Consider the following 16,619-nt stretch of genomic DNA (forward strand, 5'->3'; position numbering starts at 1 on the left):
GACTATTGGGCCTTCAACAGTGTTTCTACGTTCTGTGTCGTTTTACCTACCGTCTTAGCAATCAGCTCTTCTTGAAAGGTAATTCGAGTCAACGCCCACTGCATCTGCAAAAGTTGAGCGGGATCGTCACCGACCATTTTCATGCTGTCGGTTAAACTGGTTTTTGCATTGTCGATGGTATTTTTCAGTTCGCTAATGTTTTCTAACAAGCCACCTTCTAAACCGTGGTTTCCCTCCGGCGCTAGCATCGCTTGCTCGAAACGCTCACTAAGCCCCTCTTCAGCTTGTGCGTCTTGCACTTGCTCGAGGTTGGTTTGCATTACTTCTGTGTACTGCGTATTGATCATATCCGTTCCTATGAGAGGTCTAGTTTGTGGCTGTAAGTCAACATGTTCTTGACCATGGCATTCTTTTGTATAACAAAGCTCAGCTCTTTTCGGACCATGTCCAACACTGGGGCTTGATCAGGGATGTCTTTCAACTCTGCCCAACTGTGCCAAAGCGCTTGTTCTTTTTGCGCGCCAAGCGGGAAATGCTCAGAAAGCAACGCTTTCAACTCTTGGCGGTCTTTTGGGGGTTCCGCTAATAAGCGCCCCGAAAAACTGCCCAACAACTCTTGCTCTAATGATGCCAACAATTCTGGTGACGCTTTATCGGTGCCCTTTGCACTTCTCTCCTGACTAAAGGCGTACCATAACGCTTCTTTCTTCTCGCTAGGCGAGGAAAACGCACCTTCAAGCGTACTGTTGAGCGTGGTAGCACTGAAATTTCCAGTACGTTTTAGCGTCTCGTACCATTCCTTTATCGCCGTTGTTTTGGCTTCGGCTTGTGTGACGCTGTCCGTGCTCTTTTGCGTCGACGATGTGCTCTTATCTGATGAGCTATCACTCATTAACCGGCTCATCTTGTTCGCATCATGTGCATCAACTCTAGAAGGTTGCTGCACATGACCGAGCGTGTAGTTGAATGCGTTGTTTTCAACCTTCATTAAAGGTTCCTGATGTCCTTAGAGAAACTCATGGCAAAGGCTTGGTTTTCTTCACTGCCTTTTGATGCCATATCTAGCCAAGACTCCGCTTTGCTTGATAGCCCAGCTTTTCCTGCTGCTAACGCTGCCAGACTGATTAAGTCTGGGTACGTCATACAAAGCGGTTCAAGTAGACGATGAGCGTCTTCGTACAAGCCACGATTCATCAAACTCATTGAACGAATCATAGCGACGACTTCTTCTGCACCACCTTGTGACTCAAGGCATTCCGCGATGGTATTTGCCTCTTCATGACGATGCAGACCGGTTGCCATCAACGCTGTTTCAGCCAGCAGCAAACGCATGTCTTTATCCATAACTTACACCTTCTGCAGAATCGACTGCATCACGTCTTTGATTGCACGAGTTGTGGTCGCGTTGATGTTGTAAACCACAGACCATTTGTTGATTGTGTGCTGCAGCTCTGCAAGCTTCGACGGATCGTCTGCGTTCGTTTCTAGGTTTTTGATTGCCGTGTTTACGTCTTCGTTCGCTTTTTTAGCTTGTGCTTCTAGTTTCGCCTTAACGTCGTCGAGATAAACACTTTTACTCGAATCATAAAATGACATAGGTATCGCCTCTTTTTATTTATTGTCTTTGAAAGTTTCAATTACAGTTAAGGCTGCTTGATACGCCTCATGCTGTTTGAGTAGCAATTGATATTCTTGTGGTGAACAACCAAGATCGAGCTGACGCTTTACTGCTGACTGCGCTTGCTTGAACTTGAGGATGATCGCCTCTTTTTCTTGCTGTCCTGAATCGCCTTGTAATAACTGCTCAAGATTTGTCATTGGTATTTTCACCTTCGTACCCTAGATCAATAGTGATCACTCGCCCGCCTTTTACGAGTTCAATCCCTGCAGGAGTAACGCTAGAAATGCGATATCCTTGAGGAGTGCGGGCACCTACCATGTAACGAACATTGTCTGTGAGGATGACGTAAGGGACTCGACCAAAGTTCACGCTACGAAACGGAAAATCGATGTTGGTTCCTTTGCTTACCTTAGGAATGGACTTCAAAACCAAATAAGGTTTCTCGCCATACTGCTCACGGAAATCTCTCGTTACGCCATAAAATCGAGTGGTCTCAATGTCATCAAGCTCACCACGAACTTCGATGCGGTCACCGCTAGTCACAAGCTGAACTTTCTTCAAGAGGTCCGCTTTTTCTAACAGTTCTTTAAGCGTATCCATGTACGCACCCGCTCTTTGTAGCTCGACCTTCCAAGCAACAAGTCCAGGGACATCGCGTTCTAATATCTGCTCAACTTGGCTCCAACGACTTGCGTCATCGATATAGCCCGTTAGCAGCAGCGTGCCTGTCTCATCACCATTTTCGACTTTGACTTGGTGATAACCGAGGTTGCGCAAGATAAAGCGCACACCACGGCGTATCTCTTCCATCGTTCTCAGGTCACTTTTGTAGTTGATACCTAAGGCATCAATCCGACCCAGTAGTTGGAGTTTCTGTGTTCTGTCTTCGACGTAACCTTCAAGTACCGCCTGTCGAGCACTTGCGTTCCATTCAACACGAACATCGTCAAGTTTGAGCTCGCTAAGAATGTTGCGCACCAAGACAATCGGTTCTGCTGCGGTGATGGCGTCTTTGTCACTGGCATGAATTTGACTGTACCAAACGCCTGCAAATATCACGCTTGGAATCAAGCTACACATCAATCCAATGAGCAGTGTTCTCTTCCAACCTGACGATGGTTTATGGCTGACGGGGGCAGCTTGCTTGTCTGATGCATCGCTTGCCACATCGATAACCAAATCGTCTTCTAGATAACCGACTGCAAAGGTTAAACGACCCACAGAGACCAGCGCGTTTCGCGCCAGCTCAATGCCACCAGCATCCACGGTGACACTCTCATTGTTGATGGAGACCTCTTCACAATCGCGCAATAAAACTGTTTCGCCATCGCAAACCAAAACAAGGTGACTTGCTTTGATGCCAGAGTCGGTTAACACCAAATCTGCAGTAAAATCATCACTACCTAATACCAATGAATCATTGGGTAAGGTGACTTCCACTCCGGAATGGACACCGGAGAGGATACGAATTTTCCATTGCTGCATTGAGGCTACTGCTCCTCTAATGGTCGAACGCAATGATTCTCTGAGCCATTACACTCTTTAATTTGTACTCGCCATCCTTTTTGTCCCGTAGGAAGCTCGCATTCTGCTAGCAACGATGACTTTCCTTGTGACAACAAATCTTGCTGGTAACGCTCGGCTTGCACTTGAGTCGTACAGCTGTACAAGGCAAGCGCTGATTTAAGGTCTGCACTGTTGTTTGAAATGTTGTTTAACGTGCCAATCTTTGGTCTTAAATCATATTCATTGCCGATGAGAACGTTGTCGCCAATACCATCCACAACGATTCTTGGCTCGATAATGAACATACGTACCGTTCTTCTTGTGGTGTTTTCCGTACTTCTAAACAAAGCACCAAGGTATGGAATGTCTCCTAGCAAAGGGACTTTTCGCAGCTTGTTGCTGATTTCGTCACGGTATACACCACCGATGAGCAGGCTTTGTCCCTGTTTCACTGTCGCCAGTGTGCTGATTTCTGTCTTGCGAATTGAAGGCACACCGTCGATGTCACCATCAGAGATTTGCGCACCATCTTCTAAGTGCAGACTCAGGTTGATTTCTGGTCTTTCCACAAATCGATCGCCGACGATACGAGGCACGATTTTCAATAACGTACCGTACGTCACTTGCTCTAATGCTGCCGTCTCTTTACCGATCAACTTGACGTAAAAGGTGCTGCTGTTATTGAGTACGGCTTCCACGTTTTCTTGTGTTAGCAAGGTTGGTCTTGAAACCACCTGCGCGCTGCCTCTAGATTCAAGCAAACGGATTTGAGCCAATAGGTAATTCAAGTTCGTTGCGTCAAGCAAAGACTTAAAGGTTTGTCCGCTGCCAAGCTCGACATCGCCATCACCGACGTCACCCGTTGTTTTGAGATCCAGAATGCTGTTGTTACCAACCGCAACACCAGCTCGCCAGTCAACACCAAGCTGACTCAAATCGTTCGCGCTGATATCAACAATTGAAAGCGCCACTTCGATTCTTGACTGCGGCTGATCCAACTGAGCAATCAACTTGCGATACAGCGGCAATCGAGCTTGGGTATCGCGCACAATGATCGCGTTTAACCCTGGTTCAGCTTCCACCGATGCGCCGCTATGGACAGAAGCTTTTTTAGTCACTGTCGCAGACTTACTCGCTCCTGCTTCGTCGCTCTCATTCGCCACCTTAACTTGAGTTTGAACACCGGATAGAACTCGGCTCAATACCGAAGCAATACCTGGCACCGTCACCCCTTGGTCACGATAAGTGATCTCTCTATCCGTCGCAGAGGCGTACTTCAACGGAATAATGTCAACAAACAATTCATCCGTAGAGTTAGATTTTTGTACCAGTCGGCTTTCCAGCGCTTCTGCCGTTTGCACAACCAGATCGACGTACCTCGGAGGACCAGCCAAGTAAACCAGACCTTTATTTTCTGCTGCGCGCCAACCGTAACGAGAGTCCCAGATCCCGGTTGAAATCAGCGTGCTACGCAGTTCACGAGCCGTTAGCAGTTCTAGCTGTAGCAATCGCGAACGAGTTTCCGTCGCTTTGTATACATGAAGTACCGCGCCATCGAAGTACCACATCAAGTTGTAAACTTGCGCCAAATAGTCGAGAAACTCGGCTGGGTCTTCTGGTGTAAATCGACCACTGACACGGTCATTTACTTTATCGCTCACCGATACAGAAACGCGGTAGTTTGCGCCAAAGTTGTTCAGTAATTCTTTTAGCGAATCATTGTCCGCGTAGTAACGAAACGGTTGATCAGACCAATTAAGCTCAGAAGCATGAGAAGGAAGTGCCATCATCAAGCTTGAAGCACACACCGCTGATAACACGAGTCTGCGCATTTGTGTCTTTAAAACTGCAAGCATTATGGAATCCAAACACTGTGGCTAACGGTATGATTAACACGCTGGTGCTCGAGCAAATCGCTGAACTGCTCCACCAAATTCACGTGTTGAGAAAGTTGCGTACAAAGCGCTTCTGTCGTTGCGCTTTCCATATTCATTTTGCCTTGCACAATCAACTGCGCTTTGTCGTTCACCGTTAACGTGCTGCGCGTATCTCGCAACGTTTTCAAAGAGAGCTGCATACAGTGCTTTAGCGCCTGTTCTTTTTGATAATCAAGGTGCTGTTCAAACTGAAATGGGAGAACGGTTTCCCACAAGACCCATGATGATTGCTGCCGAATGTTAAGCAGCATCTGGTCGACTTCGATGTCATAGGAACCATTATTTGAGGCAATAAAATCCCCAACCCCTAGCGTTGCCGCTAGAGATTTCATCATTTGATCTAACATATTTAGCCCTATTTAAATCTGGCTGAGATGGTTACAAGCTTGACCGCACTGGTTGCTCTGAATGTCAAAGTAGTAATGATCTACACTGCCAACGGTTTGCATGTCTTGAAACCATTGCCAAATTTTCGCGACGGCATTTAGGTCGCTGTATACAAGATCACACGCATCCCAAACATCGTTTAGCTCAGGCGCTTGTACTCGCGCTTCGCTACACCATATTTTCCATTCAGAGATAAACTTATCCGACGTTCTGCTGTACTCAGATAAGCCCTTGAGTTTTTCTAGAGTTGGTTTCCACTCTTCAACCAATGCTCGATGAGATTCAACCACTTGGTTTTGCTGCTCATTGAGAACACTTAGCTGCTCATGCAATTCACTCTGCTGGCTCTTAATCAGTTCCAGTTGTTGCTCTGCAAAAATCGCACTGCTCTCTTCTCCAGACAACCTCAACCAATACTCTTTCTGAATACTCAGTTGATTGATTAACTGTTCAAGCTTGATGGAATCATGCAACACCGTCTGATCCGTCTGCTGATTAACCCACTCATTTAGAGTCAAGTACATCGAAAGGATCAGCGTCTTAGGTGACGCTAGATTGAAGCGGTAACCTAATCGGTGATTAATGTAATCCAGTCTTTGTTCAAAAGTGCTCAACGCACGATTGTCACTGAGTTGCCCCCCCACCTCTAAAAAGAGGCGCATAGCAAATCGATCTAGAGACGTACCAAGCTTTTGATATGTCTTAATCAGCTGACTAGCACATAAACAATCGACGACATTGCGATCAAGCAAGCGCTGGAGTAAAGACAATTGGTCGTAACTCAGAACGCCTTCACTGAGTAGCTGTCGGTGATTGACATTAACAACGTTGGGCTCTTGCGATGATTGGGATAAACCTTCGTATCGTGCGCCTCGCTGTAATACAGTGACCTTCCTTTGCGTCACAATGTTGTTAGGAAAAAGCGAACGGCGTCGCCAATGCTGCTTTTTCATTTGTGTTCTTCTCCGCATCTACTTCGAACAATCCAGAAGGAAGTAGAGGTAATAGTTTTGTTCGTTGTTACGCTGAGCATAATAGAGTTTACGTCAGTTAATGCCTTTCAAAATTAGTCAGAAAATTTTAGTCGTCAGACATTTCACTTAGCAATTGCTACTTGTTCATCTCCAGAACGAACCTTACTTGGTGTCGTTCCGAAGCGGCGGCGATAACTTTGTGTAAAGTAAGATTGGCTTGAGAACCCCGCTTCCATCGCAACGTCGACGATGCTCATTTTGCTTGTGAGCAATAGCTTGTGAGCATGCAATAAACGACGTTCACTGATCCACGCTCTAGGAGAAATACCATAATATTCATTAAAGAGCTCTTTAAACGTAGTCAAACTCGCACCAAATTCTTGGGCGTAGTCGGTCAGTTTCCACTCTTTAAGATAATGAAGCTCCATAAAGCGACGCAGTCGGTCTGAGGTTCGGTTTGTCAGTTGTGATAACAACGCGTAGAGGTGTTCACCTTGGTCCCCATGCAACAATAAGATGAGCATTTCCTCATACTTTAAGCGCATAATAGCATCAGGAAAAGACTGCTCTTCTAGCGTCTTCATCCCTGATAGTGTCTGTTCTATCAATAAGTTGAGAGTAAAAGGGAATAATCCAGACTGAACATTCTCAACCTTTGGCAACGACATCAAAAGATCACTATGCTTTTGCAATAGTTGACTCACCAGTTCGTTGTCAAACTCGATAACAGAAGCCGTATATTGACCATCTATCGGTGTGTATTCTAGTAAGTAATCCCCTTGAGAGAGATAAATTCCACAACCAGCAACAACGTCTAGCGTGCAATCCCCTGTTTGGACTCTCAGTTGACCATTGTGAACGACAACAATGTGAGATTGACTAGAATGAAATACTTCATCGTGTTTTTCATAGCAGCAAGCACTATTGATTTTTCGCAAGCGCGAGTCGACCCTTTCTGTGTTTAGTTGGCCTAACACATCCATTTTCTACCCTTCATAATTTTAATTTCTCTAATCCCCATCAGAGAAACTGTCAAAGTCCCGCAGTGCGAAGACAAACGCAGGACAATTTCAATTAAAGAAGCAAAGAAAAGAGCATAGAAGCGCATAACACTCCCATCCCCCCCGAATAATAACGAATAGCTCAAGCGCTACCTTTGGTAGCAAAATAATCTTGGCAAAGAAACCTTCCCGATATTGTTATGTATTGTTTTCGGGAATTAATAAGCTTTTGCTAAAGTTCAACTTATAACTAGTGATACTAAAGCAGCAAAAACTCTTTTTATATTAGAATAAATGAAAGTACTAATGTTAAAGTCCACTTCATTTATATTGATATTTCTAACAACTTTGAGCTGTTTATTTTTAAACCATTCTACCTAGCCAACGTATCCAAGGCGGTGGATATAACCATAAAAATTATGATGGGCGCAACCGATATTCATATAAAGACAAACTGACCCGATGACCTAAGTTGATTGATTAATAGAGACCTAGGTCTGGAGATATTACTTTCAATTGTCTTAATTTTTTAAAATAATAAAGATAAATGAAAACGATTACTTTTTTAGTAATTCTTATAAGCTTCTAGCTTTAAGTCCTTATGTACACTGCCTTGCGTAAAAATATACTGCTCTTCTTTTTTTGCGATAATTTCACCTTGAGAACGCAATATAGCGCGCACTTTCATTTCGCCATTTCCAGCTTGTATTGGAGCAATAACAACCGAGTACTGAACAGGTAACTGAACCCCTTGATAGTCTTGCTGTACAACTGTAAAGCATTGATTATCTGAAACCTGACATACTTCGACGTTTACAGAAGTACTCACTGGAGCGACGTAATCATCAAACGTTATCCAACCAAATAGCGTTCCTTGAATATGATTAGAAAACCCATCTGATACCGTATTTGTGGTAGTACAAGCGCTGAGAAGCAATGCACTTAGTATCGGAATATATGTATTACATTTCATTATGGATTCTATTTGACTGAATATGTTTTAAATAAAAATGAGCAGGCGCAATTTTGGTACACAAATATATAAAAGATCAACTATTATTTTATACACCATTCGGACAATATAAATTCTCAAAAGTAAGACTCATTATTATTTGATAAGGAATTTTTATTGCCTTTATTTTATAGTTGATACTGCTTCCAAATAAATGCTCAAACTTTCTGCAAAGGTAAGTGGTACAACACTTGAGACATAAGCAACATAGTTGATAAGTTTTTATTATCCGCATAGAAAAAACGCTTATATAAAAAATTCCAACCAATATTGATAAACATCAGTTTTAACTTTCCATAATTTCGATGATAAAATTCTAAAAAGGACTGCTTCTATGTCAGCGCGCCAAATCGTAGATGAGGTTTTGCTTAAGTTTGCTCATCAAATAGGTTTGCCTGAATTACATTTGACTGAAGACGAACTGGGTTTAGCTTTTGACGATAACTTAAGAGTGCATTTCATTTTCCACCCAGATACAGAAACGCTTCAACTAGAAGCAGAGATTGTCGACCTACAAATTGTTAATTCTGATCTTTATCGTTCTTTTTTGGCATTCAACTATCATTGGTCTGAGCATCAACTGTTTTTTAGCCTAGATAATCACAGGCACAAGCTTTGTTTAAACAGGTCGCTTCAGACCGAGCAGCTCGACTATGAGCTGTTTGAGAGTGCACTTGCTGAACTGCTCACACAGAGCGAATCTTGGGAGTCATTGTTGTCTGCCCATATCGCAATGGAAGTTTCACCATCTATGCTTCAGAGCTCGGACTTAAGAGTTTAGGTACCCTATGTCCAATGACATCCAACCAACACCAAAGAACTTGTCTATCGACCGGTTAGAACATACCGAGCAAACAGCCTCTGTAAAGCAAGGCTCGTTTCTAGGTCGAACCGTTGTGCAGATAAGCCCTAAAGAGCGAGAGGTGAACCGAGCTAACTCCAAGCTAGAGTTAAGTGAGTCTCTGTCGATGCTTGCCAACGTCGATATTTGCAACTCAATCTTAAGCTTCGAGAAAGATTCCAATGCGGTACAAGCTTTGTTGAATAGAAAGGTTCAAGTGCTCAGTCAACCTCAATAAGCTCGACTTTAAACAAGCACTCGCTTCGCCAAAAACGAAAAGCCCCGAACTCTCGGGGCTTTTGTTGTTTCTAAACTGCAGATACAAAAAAAGACGTCCTAGGACGTCTTTCTTCAAGAGAGTGAGACAGCAGGATTAGTGAATCAAGAGCTTGATTTAAAAAATAAATAAAAAATCTAAGATTTAAAAGTATTACTACAGGTATTACTTAATGAAATCCATTGAATAGAAAGGTATCGATTAAGTGCCCTTCCATTACTTTAAGCCTGGTTACTCGACCCTAAATCTGAAATTTCATGTTATGAATCGCTATAGCTTTCTATCCTTTCAGCGCCTTTTCATGAATTGATTCCGTTGAGATAGCTCCAATATCTTTGCTGAAACCTTCTAACAGACTTTGTATCTTACTCTTGCTTTCTTCAATCGAAGTAAACCAGTCACTCAGTTCCTTTTGTTTTTCTAGACTAGGTAAAGAAACTTCCACTTCATATAACTGATTGATAGAAACAAATTTTTGTGCGGTGCCTGTTGCCAAATTGTTCAAGTCTAAGCTTTTTAAAACATGAGCTAAGTAAGGTAAATACACCCTAGTCGTGTCCAATAGTTCCAAGCTTATCGCGTTGGTAGTTAACCAATATGGTTTAGATGAAAAGTGTATGTTTCCGCAGTGTGCACCAACCTTTCCAATTATGACTGAGTCTCCGGGTCTATTAGTGTCTAGGTAATATCCTATTATTCCATTTCCCCCATACACAGGAAATTCTCCCTTGTTTTCGACGTCATCTTTATTGAGATTCTTTCCACTTCTAAGTTTACACACATCTTTTAACGCTACATGATGTATGTACTCTAACTCGAAATTGCGAGACATAGTATCAAAGTGCTTTTCAATTGATGTCACCAAAGCTAACTGTTCGCTTTTTAATGAGGCGATCATTTTCTGTTTGTCGAACTTCAAGCCCGCTTCTTTCTTAGGTAAAGAAAATGAAAGGTTAAGTGTCTTATCTTGTAGTAAAGACTCCTTACTGATTAAACAAGAATGCTCACTAACTTCTCTACGTTCGTACAATGCCGTAAAGTCCTCAAAGTCAGATTCAGTTATTGAGTTTAACTTACTCAAAGGTTTGTCCGTTCTTAGCTCATAAAACCAAATATCTTTATCCGACAAGGTATTATCAAAAAACAAAACACTAACTTTAACTCCAGAGTATGGTGCTAACGTACCTTTTGGGAGACTCAGAACCGTATGAAGATCAAATTGAGTTAGCAACTGTCGCTTTAGTTCATCTAGATGTGATGCATTACCGAATAAAATGCCATCTGGAATAACTATCGCAGCCCGTCCTCCTTTTGCCAGCTTATCCATCGTATGCTTAAGAAACATAGCTTCAAGACTGCCACTATAACCGTGATAGTAATAATCATACTTAGTTAACTCGTTAACTTTTCCAAATGGCACTCCCGATATGACAAAATCGTACTGCTGACAATCTCTATTTAGCAATGAGTCAGATATCGATACACCACTAATGTCGATATCGTTGAGTAGTAAGTTCAACGTTCCTATCAAATGCGCGAATGGAGTTAGATCATTACCAATAAAATTTAAGTCATTAAAGTAGCTCTTATTCTTTACGTGTTTGATTGCCTCAACAAAAAAACCAGCTGTTCCCATAGCAGGATCGTAAACTGTAGTTAGTGGCTCAGGGTTTAAAGCACTGACCATTGCCTTAATCAACGGTCTTGGTGAATAATATGCACCTGATGAACCAGAATCCTTAATCATATTAAGCAATAGGTAGTCAAAATCAACTTCAATATCTTCAAATAAATCTATCGCTTCCAGTTTATGTATAACCAAATATAAGATTTTATTTGACCTTATTCTAAAAGGTATCTGCTCAAATATGTTTTCGATTTTTTTCCAGTTATGGCGAGAGAAAACTCTATGAGATAATTCATCTTCATTAAAAATAATATTAGTTTCAATCTGGATTAATCTATCTCTTAAAGTATAACAATCAATTACTGAACCATTTTGTGAAAGATAATCCAGCTCGATAAATAAATTAGGAAACGAACCAAAATGATTTTCATTTAGTAATTCTATTGAGGCCGCCTTGTCGATATATTTAATTAATAGTAGCAGTGACAATTGCTCGACGGCATCGATAGCATTATTTATGCCAGTATCCTTTCTTAAGAGTTCAATGATATCTATCAATCTATTATTATTCATTACTTTCTCACCAAGTATTTATACATATCTACGATATCATTACTGATCTCTTCAGGAATTATTTTTTTAACATACTTTTGAGCTTCTTCGATACAAAAGCCTTTACCTTCAACGTTTATATAAGGATCAACGATTTTCTTAACTGAGCTTGATGGATGCTTAGCCAAGTAACTGTTAAACTTACCATCAATTCCAATATCTCCATTTCTCCCTACTTTTAACTGGCAATCTTCTGCGTAGTGCCTATTAATTTCATCACATTCAGCACCTAAAGCAGTATAAGACAGTAGATAATGCTTAATCTCTCTTCTTCTCCAAGACAATAACGCCACCTTTTTCAAAGGCTTTGAATCTTTTGCAGTTTTTTGTTTAGTATTTTTTTTAGAAGGCTTAGGGGGCTCTGTAGGCTTAAACGAGTGGCCCTTAACTAAAAATGGATTTTCAGTTGTACCAATCAGATTATTAGGGTATTCATCAGCATCACATATCATGAATACTCTTTCGGTTTTAGCTGTCAGTTTTTTCAATGTTTTTAAAGTCGTTAAAAACCTTTCGTAATTTTTTAACCAGTTTATTTTATTGTCACCAAATGTATTTTTATCTTGCCCCTCAACAAACCCAGAAGAAATACTCAAGCAAATGAAATCAGATAGACTATCTTCAATCATTTCATCTGAATATTCTTCATCAATAGATAGTTTTCTCTTAAGTAACAACTTAAAAATTTCCCAGTCATGTGCATGATCCATAACTACGACATTTTTATACATAGAAATAATTTTATACTGTGTTTCTTCAACTTCAGATAAAGCTTCTAATCTCTGAAGTAGTTTGAATGATGAATTGGCATATTGAACCTCTCCACACTCGATAGTTCTTAATTTATCGATCCCAGCTTTAGCAATAGAGTCCAACAAGTGTGATGTTGTGATTAGTGAACCTTTAATTTCATTGTAAACCTCCCACAACCTATCAATATTTCTATAATGGAGATGAGAATCTGCTTCATCAAACAAAAATAGAGTATTTTCCCTGTCAAAAAGATCTATTAATGCATACAGGAAAAGTAGTTGGTACTCACCATCACTCAAATCCTCCAAGCGTAGCGGCTTACTGTCCTCGCCTGAAGAACCAATCACTTTCAAAAATTCAAGGTTGAGACTTTTTTTAACTACAAAGTAATCGTTATCAGCAGCTTGTGTAAAGAACATGATTTTCGAATCAAAAGAGGTATGCTCATCGGTCTCAAAAGACACCTTGGATAACTCACTTTGAGATAACTGAATCGTTTTCAGCTCTATAGGTTGACTAAAATCGTAACTCTCATTCACTAAAGTGTTAATAAAGTTGCTTAGAGTTAGATGATAAGCCTTATTGGTCATAACATCGCTGTTGCCTTGGTCTTCTTCTTTTTGAGCTTGACCTACTAAGCTCACATACGCTTTATCAACTTTAATATCAAAAGAGATTTTTGTTGAATCATCCTCTTCAAGTTCACTTTCGATGACATAGCCGTTATGGCGTAAAAACTTGCGAACCAATCCGTTTTGGTCACCAGTAGTTGACAAGAATATTAGTAGCTTTGCTAGCGACTTATCATAGTAGAAACAATCTAGGTTTAGTGCCCTTTTATCTTTACGTTCCGTATTTAAGTAATGAGCAAAACGTTCCGAATAGCTTTCATTTTGGCCAGACGAAAAACACACCACCTTAAATTCTTCGTATAGTGAGCCCTTTAGTTTTTCATCAAAGATAGACTTTAATATTGTTGATTTACCTGAACCATTCCCACCGATGAAAGTAGCAATTTTGTCAAACTTTAGTTCCTGTGGTTGGTCATGAAGAACATTAGGTGGTAGAGGAAGTGAAACAGTTGCCATTAATAATATTCCTTGATGTATCCGTAAGCTCTATCAAACAGCAGTTGGTCGGTATGAAGTTTGTATTTCAGCAAAGCTTTACGAAGAGATTTTTGGACTTCACGCTCACCGCCTGTGGTATTTTGCCAACCTGGAAAACGGACGATACGTACAATAGCATCAATATCAGTCACGATGCGCTCTACGACTGCTGGGGTCTGGTCATCTTTAAGCTCTAGAAACAAATCAGTCAGAGCGGCTTTTGGTGATTTTTCTTGTTGCTCTTCATCCAGTTCTTTTTCAGCTTGAACGGTTTCTTTAGCTATTTTACAAAGCTCTTTAACGAAGTCTATTGAAGCAATTAACCCTTTCTCTGCTTTGTCTCGCAGCTCTTCTAAACGCTCACTAAGTGATTTGAATACTGGTAAATCACCACGGTCTTTGAAGCGCTTAGCCAATGCTTTTTCTAACTGCTTAGTTTTACGTGGGTCAGGATTGTTAAAGATGTTTTCAATCACATCGGCATCAAGGACAAACTCTTCTAGGTTATGCACATCACCTACATGGACGTTGTCATGAATCAGCTGTGTGGTTTGCGCACCTAAGGTCATCCAAAGTAGTTTACCAATATTATCAGAGGCGGGTTTTACTGACTCATACACTTGAGCAAGCCATTTGTAATCTTCATTGTATTGGTCAAGAGCACTGTCTGGAGATAGCGACTCCCATAGCTTGGCTAGATATTTAAAATCGAGTGCAAAGGCATCTTTCTTCTCGTTATCACCAATGGCGTTTTGAGCGGCCTCTAACCCTTCAAAGCCATCTAAGGTTCTATCTACTCCGTTAAAATGAGCTAACGCATCCTGCATCGCCTGTGGCAGTTTTTCTCGCAACTCACTTAAGTTAGAAATAACCTGTTGCACACTCTCTTCATCGAACTCTAACGCTTTTGCCGCATCATCAAACACGCCAAAGTAATCAACAATACAACCGAATGTCTTGTTGGGGTAAAGACGGTTGGTACGACAAATGGCCTGGAGTAACGTATGATCTTTGATGGACTTATCGAGGTACATAGTCTGGCAGATAGGTGCGTCAAAACCAGTCAGCAGTTTTGCTGTTACGATTAGAATCTTGAGTTCAGAGCTTGCGTCATTGTATTCATCAACAATTTTCTCTTGCTGACTCTTATCAACTCCCCATCTTTGCTTAAATTCAAAGTCATCGTTAGCGCTGGTGGAAATAACCACCTTACTGACTGCTTCATCGAAATGTTTATCGAGCTCTTCTTTATATTGCACACATGCATAGCGGTCTGGTGTCACAATCATGGCCTTAAAGCCGTGTGGTGCTACCTTATCCATAAAGTGAATGGCAATGTCTTCTACAATTTTCTCGACTCGCTCTGGTGATTTTAGAAAAGCTGACATCTTGGCTGATTTCTGGTTAAGGGCATCGGCTTCTTCATCACTTAATGCCGCACTTTCTTTAAACTCTTTAAATGCCTTGTCTAACGCTTCCTTATCTACATGTACATCCACCAAACGCGGCTCAAAGTGCAATGGCAGTGTGGCTTCATCACGGATGGAATCATGGAAGGTATAACGCGACATATAACCGCCTTTATCTTCCTCTGATCCAAATGCCCAAAACGTATTCTTATCTGCTTTATTAACAGGAGTACCAGTCAAACCAAATAAGAACGCATTTGGAAGAGCAGCGCGCATCTGGCGACCTAAATCGCCCTCTTGAGTTCTGTGAGCCTCATCCACCAGCACGATGATATTGTCGCGCTCGTTCATGTTTGGCTTTGCATCACGGAATTTGTGGATCATCGAAATGATGATCTTACGCGTATCACGCTCAAGCATTCTTTGAAGATCTTTAATGCTGTCTGTTGATTCTACGTTGGCAATATCAGCAGCATTAAAGGTACCGCTAATTTGAGTGTCTAAGTCTGTTCGGTCTACCAGTACGATGACAGTCGGGCTTTTTAGCTGAGCTTCACGTCTCAGCTTCTGCGCGGCAAATACCATCAAAAGCGACTTACCTGAGCCTTGGAAGTGCCAGATTAGACCTTTTTTGATTTTACCTTCGATTACGCGATCAACAATTTTGTTTGCACCTTCGTATTGCTGAAAACGAGGAATAACCTTGATACGTTGCTTCTTCTTGTTGGTAGTGAACAAAGAGAAGTTTCGCATAATGTCCAACAAGCGTACTGGGCTGAGTAGATCTGTCAGCTCTTTACCGATTTCAGTCAAACCTAACGCTTTAGATACTTGCCCTACACCTTTTGACTCTTCATCTTCTTCAATACGCCACGGGGCCCAAAATTCTAATGGACAGCGAATCGCACCATAGAACAGCTCTTTACCCTCGGTAGCAAAAGAGAGGATGTTAGGCACAAAAAGCTGAGGCACAGCGTTTTCGTAAACCTTGTGTACTTCATTAGCACCATCTAACCAGCTCACTGATGGGCGAATTGGGGTTTTGGTTTCACCAACGACAACAGGGATACCATTAATAATCAAAACGACATCCGGGATTTTGGTTTCTCGATGGTGGATACGGAACTGATTCGTCACGACGTATTTGTTGCGCGTCAAATCATCTAAGTCGATTAGTTTGACTGGTACATGGCGATTGTTTTCGCCGAAAGGCATGGTTTTTTCGCCTGTCATCCAGGCGAAAAATTCTTCATTAGCCTTCACAAGGCCAATTTGATTTACCGAAATTAAGATAGCGCGGAGTTTATGTATTACTTCATCAGCTAGATGTGGGTTTGCTTCGATCTCTGGATTTAAGCGTACCAACGCTTTTACCAACTCAGACTCGACCAGAACCTCATTCACACCACGCTCAAGTTGCTCAGGAGACTGATACTGCCATTGCAATGAGTAGCTAGGCTTTGATTCTGAAACATGATCATCATTTAGATTCACACCACTGACTTGATGAATAATGTAGTGCTCAACGCTATTTAATTCGGTAAATCCCATAC

The 16,619-nt window shown here is 41.5% G+C and carries 16 protein-coding genes; 2 read left to right on the top strand and 14 right to left on the bottom strand.

What is annotated here, in order from left to right; genetic code table 11:
- Nucleotides 1-2: 2 nt before the first annotated feature.
- The 11 genes from sctI to MHO32_RS02565 all read right to left on the bottom strand — a co-directional run bounded on the left by sctI (nt 3) and on the right by MHO32_RS02565 (nt 8,399).
- Nucleotides 3-347, bottom strand: coding sequence for a type III secretion system inner rod subunit SctI (gene sctI / locus MHO32_RS02515; protein WP_005450269.1), 345 nt, complete (start codon nt 345-347; stop codon nt 3-5).
- An 8-nt stretch (nt 348-355) separates the two neighbouring features.
- Complete coding sequence (locus MHO32_RS02520; protein ID WP_009698264.1) at nt 356-988, bottom strand: YopR family T3SS polymerization control protein; 633 nt, start codon at nt 986-988, stop codon at nt 356-358.
- On the bottom strand, nt 988-1,344 hold the full coding sequence (locus tag MHO32_RS02525) for a YscG family type III secretion system chaperone (RefSeq protein WP_005441753.1): 357 nt from the start codon (nt 1,342-1,344) through the stop codon (nt 988-990). Before MHO32_RS02525 ends, MHO32_RS02520 begins: the two co-directional genes overlap by 1 nt.
- Nucleotides 1,345-1,347: 3 nt before the next feature.
- Nucleotides 1,348-1,596 carry a type III secretion system needle filament subunit SctF gene (gene sctF, locus MHO32_RS02530; protein ID WP_053052857.1) on the bottom strand — a complete coding sequence of 83 codons (249 nt, stop codon included), beginning with the start codon at nt 1,594-1,596 and terminating at the stop codon, nt 1,348-1,350.
- 15 nt (nt 1,597-1,611) lie between these two features.
- Entirely contained in the window at nt 1,612-1,818 is a 207-nt protein-coding gene (locus tag MHO32_RS02535) for an EscE/YscE/SsaE family type III secretion system needle protein co-chaperone (protein ID WP_005450274.1), read from the bottom strand.
- Nucleotides 1,805-3,106, bottom strand: coding sequence for a type III secretion system inner membrane ring subunit SctD (sctD, locus tag MHO32_RS02540; RefSeq protein WP_239210592.1), 1,302 nt, complete (start codon nt 3,104-3,106; stop codon nt 1,805-1,807). Before sctD ends, MHO32_RS02535 begins: the two co-directional genes overlap by 14 nt.
- Before the next feature lie 5 nt (nt 3,107-3,111).
- Nucleotides 3,112-4,917, bottom strand: coding sequence for a type III secretion system outer membrane ring subunit SctC (gene sctC, locus MHO32_RS02545; RefSeq protein WP_223295722.1), 1,806 nt, complete (start codon nt 4,915-4,917; stop codon nt 3,112-3,114).
- Nucleotides 4,918-4,982: 65 nt separating this feature from the next.
- Nucleotides 4,983-5,411, bottom strand: a complete 429-nt coding sequence (locus tag MHO32_RS02550; RefSeq protein ID WP_017188269.1) for a YscB family type III secretion system chaperone — start codon at nt 5,409-5,411, stop codon at nt 4,983-4,985.
- Nucleotides 5,412-5,423: 12 nt separating this feature from the next.
- On the bottom strand, nt 5,424-6,404 hold the full coding sequence (locus MHO32_RS02555) for a T3SS regulon anti-activator ExsD domain-containing protein (protein ID WP_005450278.1): 981 nt from the start codon (nt 6,402-6,404) through the stop codon (nt 5,424-5,426).
- A gap of 143 nt (nt 6,405-6,547) precedes the next feature.
- Entirely contained in the window at nt 6,548-7,408 is an 861-nt protein-coding gene (locus MHO32_RS02560; protein ID WP_239210593.1) for a helix-turn-helix transcriptional regulator, read from the bottom strand.
- A gap of 583 nt (nt 7,409-7,991) precedes the next feature.
- Nucleotides 7,992-8,399, bottom strand: a complete 408-nt coding sequence (locus MHO32_RS02565; RefSeq protein ID WP_239210594.1) for a YscW family type III secretion system pilotin — start codon at nt 8,397-8,399, stop codon at nt 7,992-7,994.
- A 373-nt stretch (nt 8,400-8,772) separates the two neighbouring features.
- Between MHO32_RS02565 and MHO32_RS02570 the strand changes: the two genes are divergently transcribed.
- Both MHO32_RS02570 and exsE2 read left to right on the top strand, forming a co-directional pair.
- Entirely contained in the window at nt 8,773-9,219 is a 447-nt protein-coding gene (locus tag MHO32_RS02570) for a type III secretion system chaperone (RefSeq protein ID WP_239210595.1), read from the top strand.
- Nucleotides 9,220-9,226: 7 nt separating this feature from the next.
- The gene (gene exsE2, locus MHO32_RS02575) at nt 9,227-9,517 is read left to right on the top strand and encodes a T3SS regulon translocated regulator ExsE2 (protein ID WP_005450284.1); all 291 of its coding nucleotides are present in this window, start codon (nt 9,227-9,229) and stop codon (nt 9,515-9,517) included.
- Nucleotides 9,518-9,836: 319 nt separating this feature from the next.
- Here the strand turns inward: exsE2 and MHO32_RS02580 are convergent, their stop codons facing one another.
- From MHO32_RS02580 to MHO32_RS02590, 3 genes are read right to left on the bottom strand one after another with little or no spacing between them, the layout of a single operon-like run.
- The gene (locus MHO32_RS02580) at nt 9,837-11,756 is read right to left on the bottom strand and encodes an N-6 DNA methylase (protein ID WP_239210596.1); all 1,920 of its coding nucleotides are present in this window, start codon (nt 11,754-11,756) and stop codon (nt 9,837-9,839) included.
- Nucleotides 11,756-13,636 carry an AAA family ATPase gene (locus MHO32_RS02585; protein ID WP_239210597.1) on the bottom strand — a complete coding sequence of 627 codons (1,881 nt, stop codon included), beginning with the start codon at nt 13,634-13,636 and terminating at the stop codon, nt 11,756-11,758. Before MHO32_RS02585 ends, MHO32_RS02580 begins: the two co-directional genes overlap by 1 nt.
- Nucleotides 13,636-16,617: a type I restriction endonuclease subunit R gene (locus MHO32_RS02590; protein ID WP_239210598.1), complete on the bottom strand. Its 2,982-nt coding sequence runs from the start codon at nt 16,615-16,617 to the stop codon at nt 13,636-13,638. Before MHO32_RS02590 ends, MHO32_RS02585 begins: the two co-directional genes overlap by 1 nt.
- Nucleotides 16,618-16,619: the final 2 nt, after the last annotated feature.

The organism is Vibrio sp. MMH1-50 (assembly GCF_022347645.1).
In the GTDB taxonomy this organism is placed as follows: domain Bacteria; phylum Pseudomonadota; class Gammaproteobacteria; order Enterobacterales; family Vibrionaceae; genus Vibrio; species Vibrio harveyi.

What these genes read in the sequence shown, in the direction of transcription:
- sctD (WP_239210592.1), bottom strand. Translation starts at nt 3,106, where the DNA reads ATGCAGCAATGGAAAATTCGTATCCTCTCCGGTGTCCATTCCGGAGTG.
- sctC (WP_223295722.1), bottom strand. Translation starts at nt 4,917, where the DNA reads ATGATGGCACTTCCTTCTCATGCTTCTGAGCTTAATTGGTCTGATCAA.
- MHO32_RS02525 (WP_005441753.1), bottom strand. Translation starts at nt 1,344, where the DNA reads ATGGATAAAGACATGCGTTTGCTGCTGGCTGAAACAGCGTTGATGGCA.
- MHO32_RS02555 (WP_005450278.1), bottom strand. Translation starts at nt 6,404, where the DNA reads ATGAAAAAGCAGCATTGGCGACGCCGTTCGCTTTTTCCTAACAACATT.
- MHO32_RS02565 (WP_239210594.1), bottom strand. Translation starts at nt 8,399, where the DNA reads ATGAAATGTAATACATATATTCCGATACTAAGTGCATTGCTTCTCAGC.
- MHO32_RS02535 (WP_005450274.1), bottom strand. Translation starts at nt 1,818, where the DNA reads ATGACAAATCTTGAGCAGTTATTACAAGGCGATTCAGGACAGCAAGAA.
- MHO32_RS02585 (WP_239210597.1), bottom strand. Translation starts at nt 13,636, where the DNA reads ATGGCAACTGTTTCACTTCCTCTACCACCTAATGTTCTTCATGACCAA.
- MHO32_RS02580 (WP_239210596.1), bottom strand. Translation starts at nt 11,756, where the DNA reads ATGAATAATAATAGATTGATAGATATCATTGAACTCTTAAGAAAGGAT.
- MHO32_RS02590 (WP_239210598.1), bottom strand. Translation starts at nt 16,617, where the DNA reads ATGGGATTTACCGAATTAAATAGCGTTGAGCACTACATTATTCATCAA.
- sctF (WP_053052857.1), bottom strand. Translation starts at nt 1,596, where the DNA reads ATGTCATTTTATGATTCGAGTAAAAGTGTTTATCTCGACGACGTTAAG.
- MHO32_RS02560 (WP_239210593.1), bottom strand. Translation starts at nt 7,408, where the DNA reads ATGGATGTGTTAGGCCAACTAAACACAGAAAGGGTCGACTCGCGCTTG.
- MHO32_RS02520 (WP_009698264.1), bottom strand. Translation starts at nt 988, where the DNA reads ATGAAGGTTGAAAACAACGCATTCAACTACACGCTCGGTCATGTGCAG.
- sctI (WP_005450269.1), bottom strand. Translation starts at nt 347, where the DNA reads ATGATCAATACGCAGTACACAGAAGTAATGCAAACCAACCTCGAGCAA.
- MHO32_RS02570 (WP_239210595.1), top strand. Translation starts at nt 8,773, where the DNA reads ATGTCAGCGCGCCAAATCGTAGATGAGGTTTTGCTTAAGTTTGCTCAT.
- MHO32_RS02550 (WP_017188269.1), bottom strand. Translation starts at nt 5,411, where the DNA reads ATGTTAGATCAAATGATGAAATCTCTAGCGGCAACGCTAGGGGTTGGG.
- exsE2 (WP_005450284.1), top strand. Translation starts at nt 9,227, where the DNA reads ATGTCCAATGACATCCAACCAACACCAAAGAACTTGTCTATCGACCGG.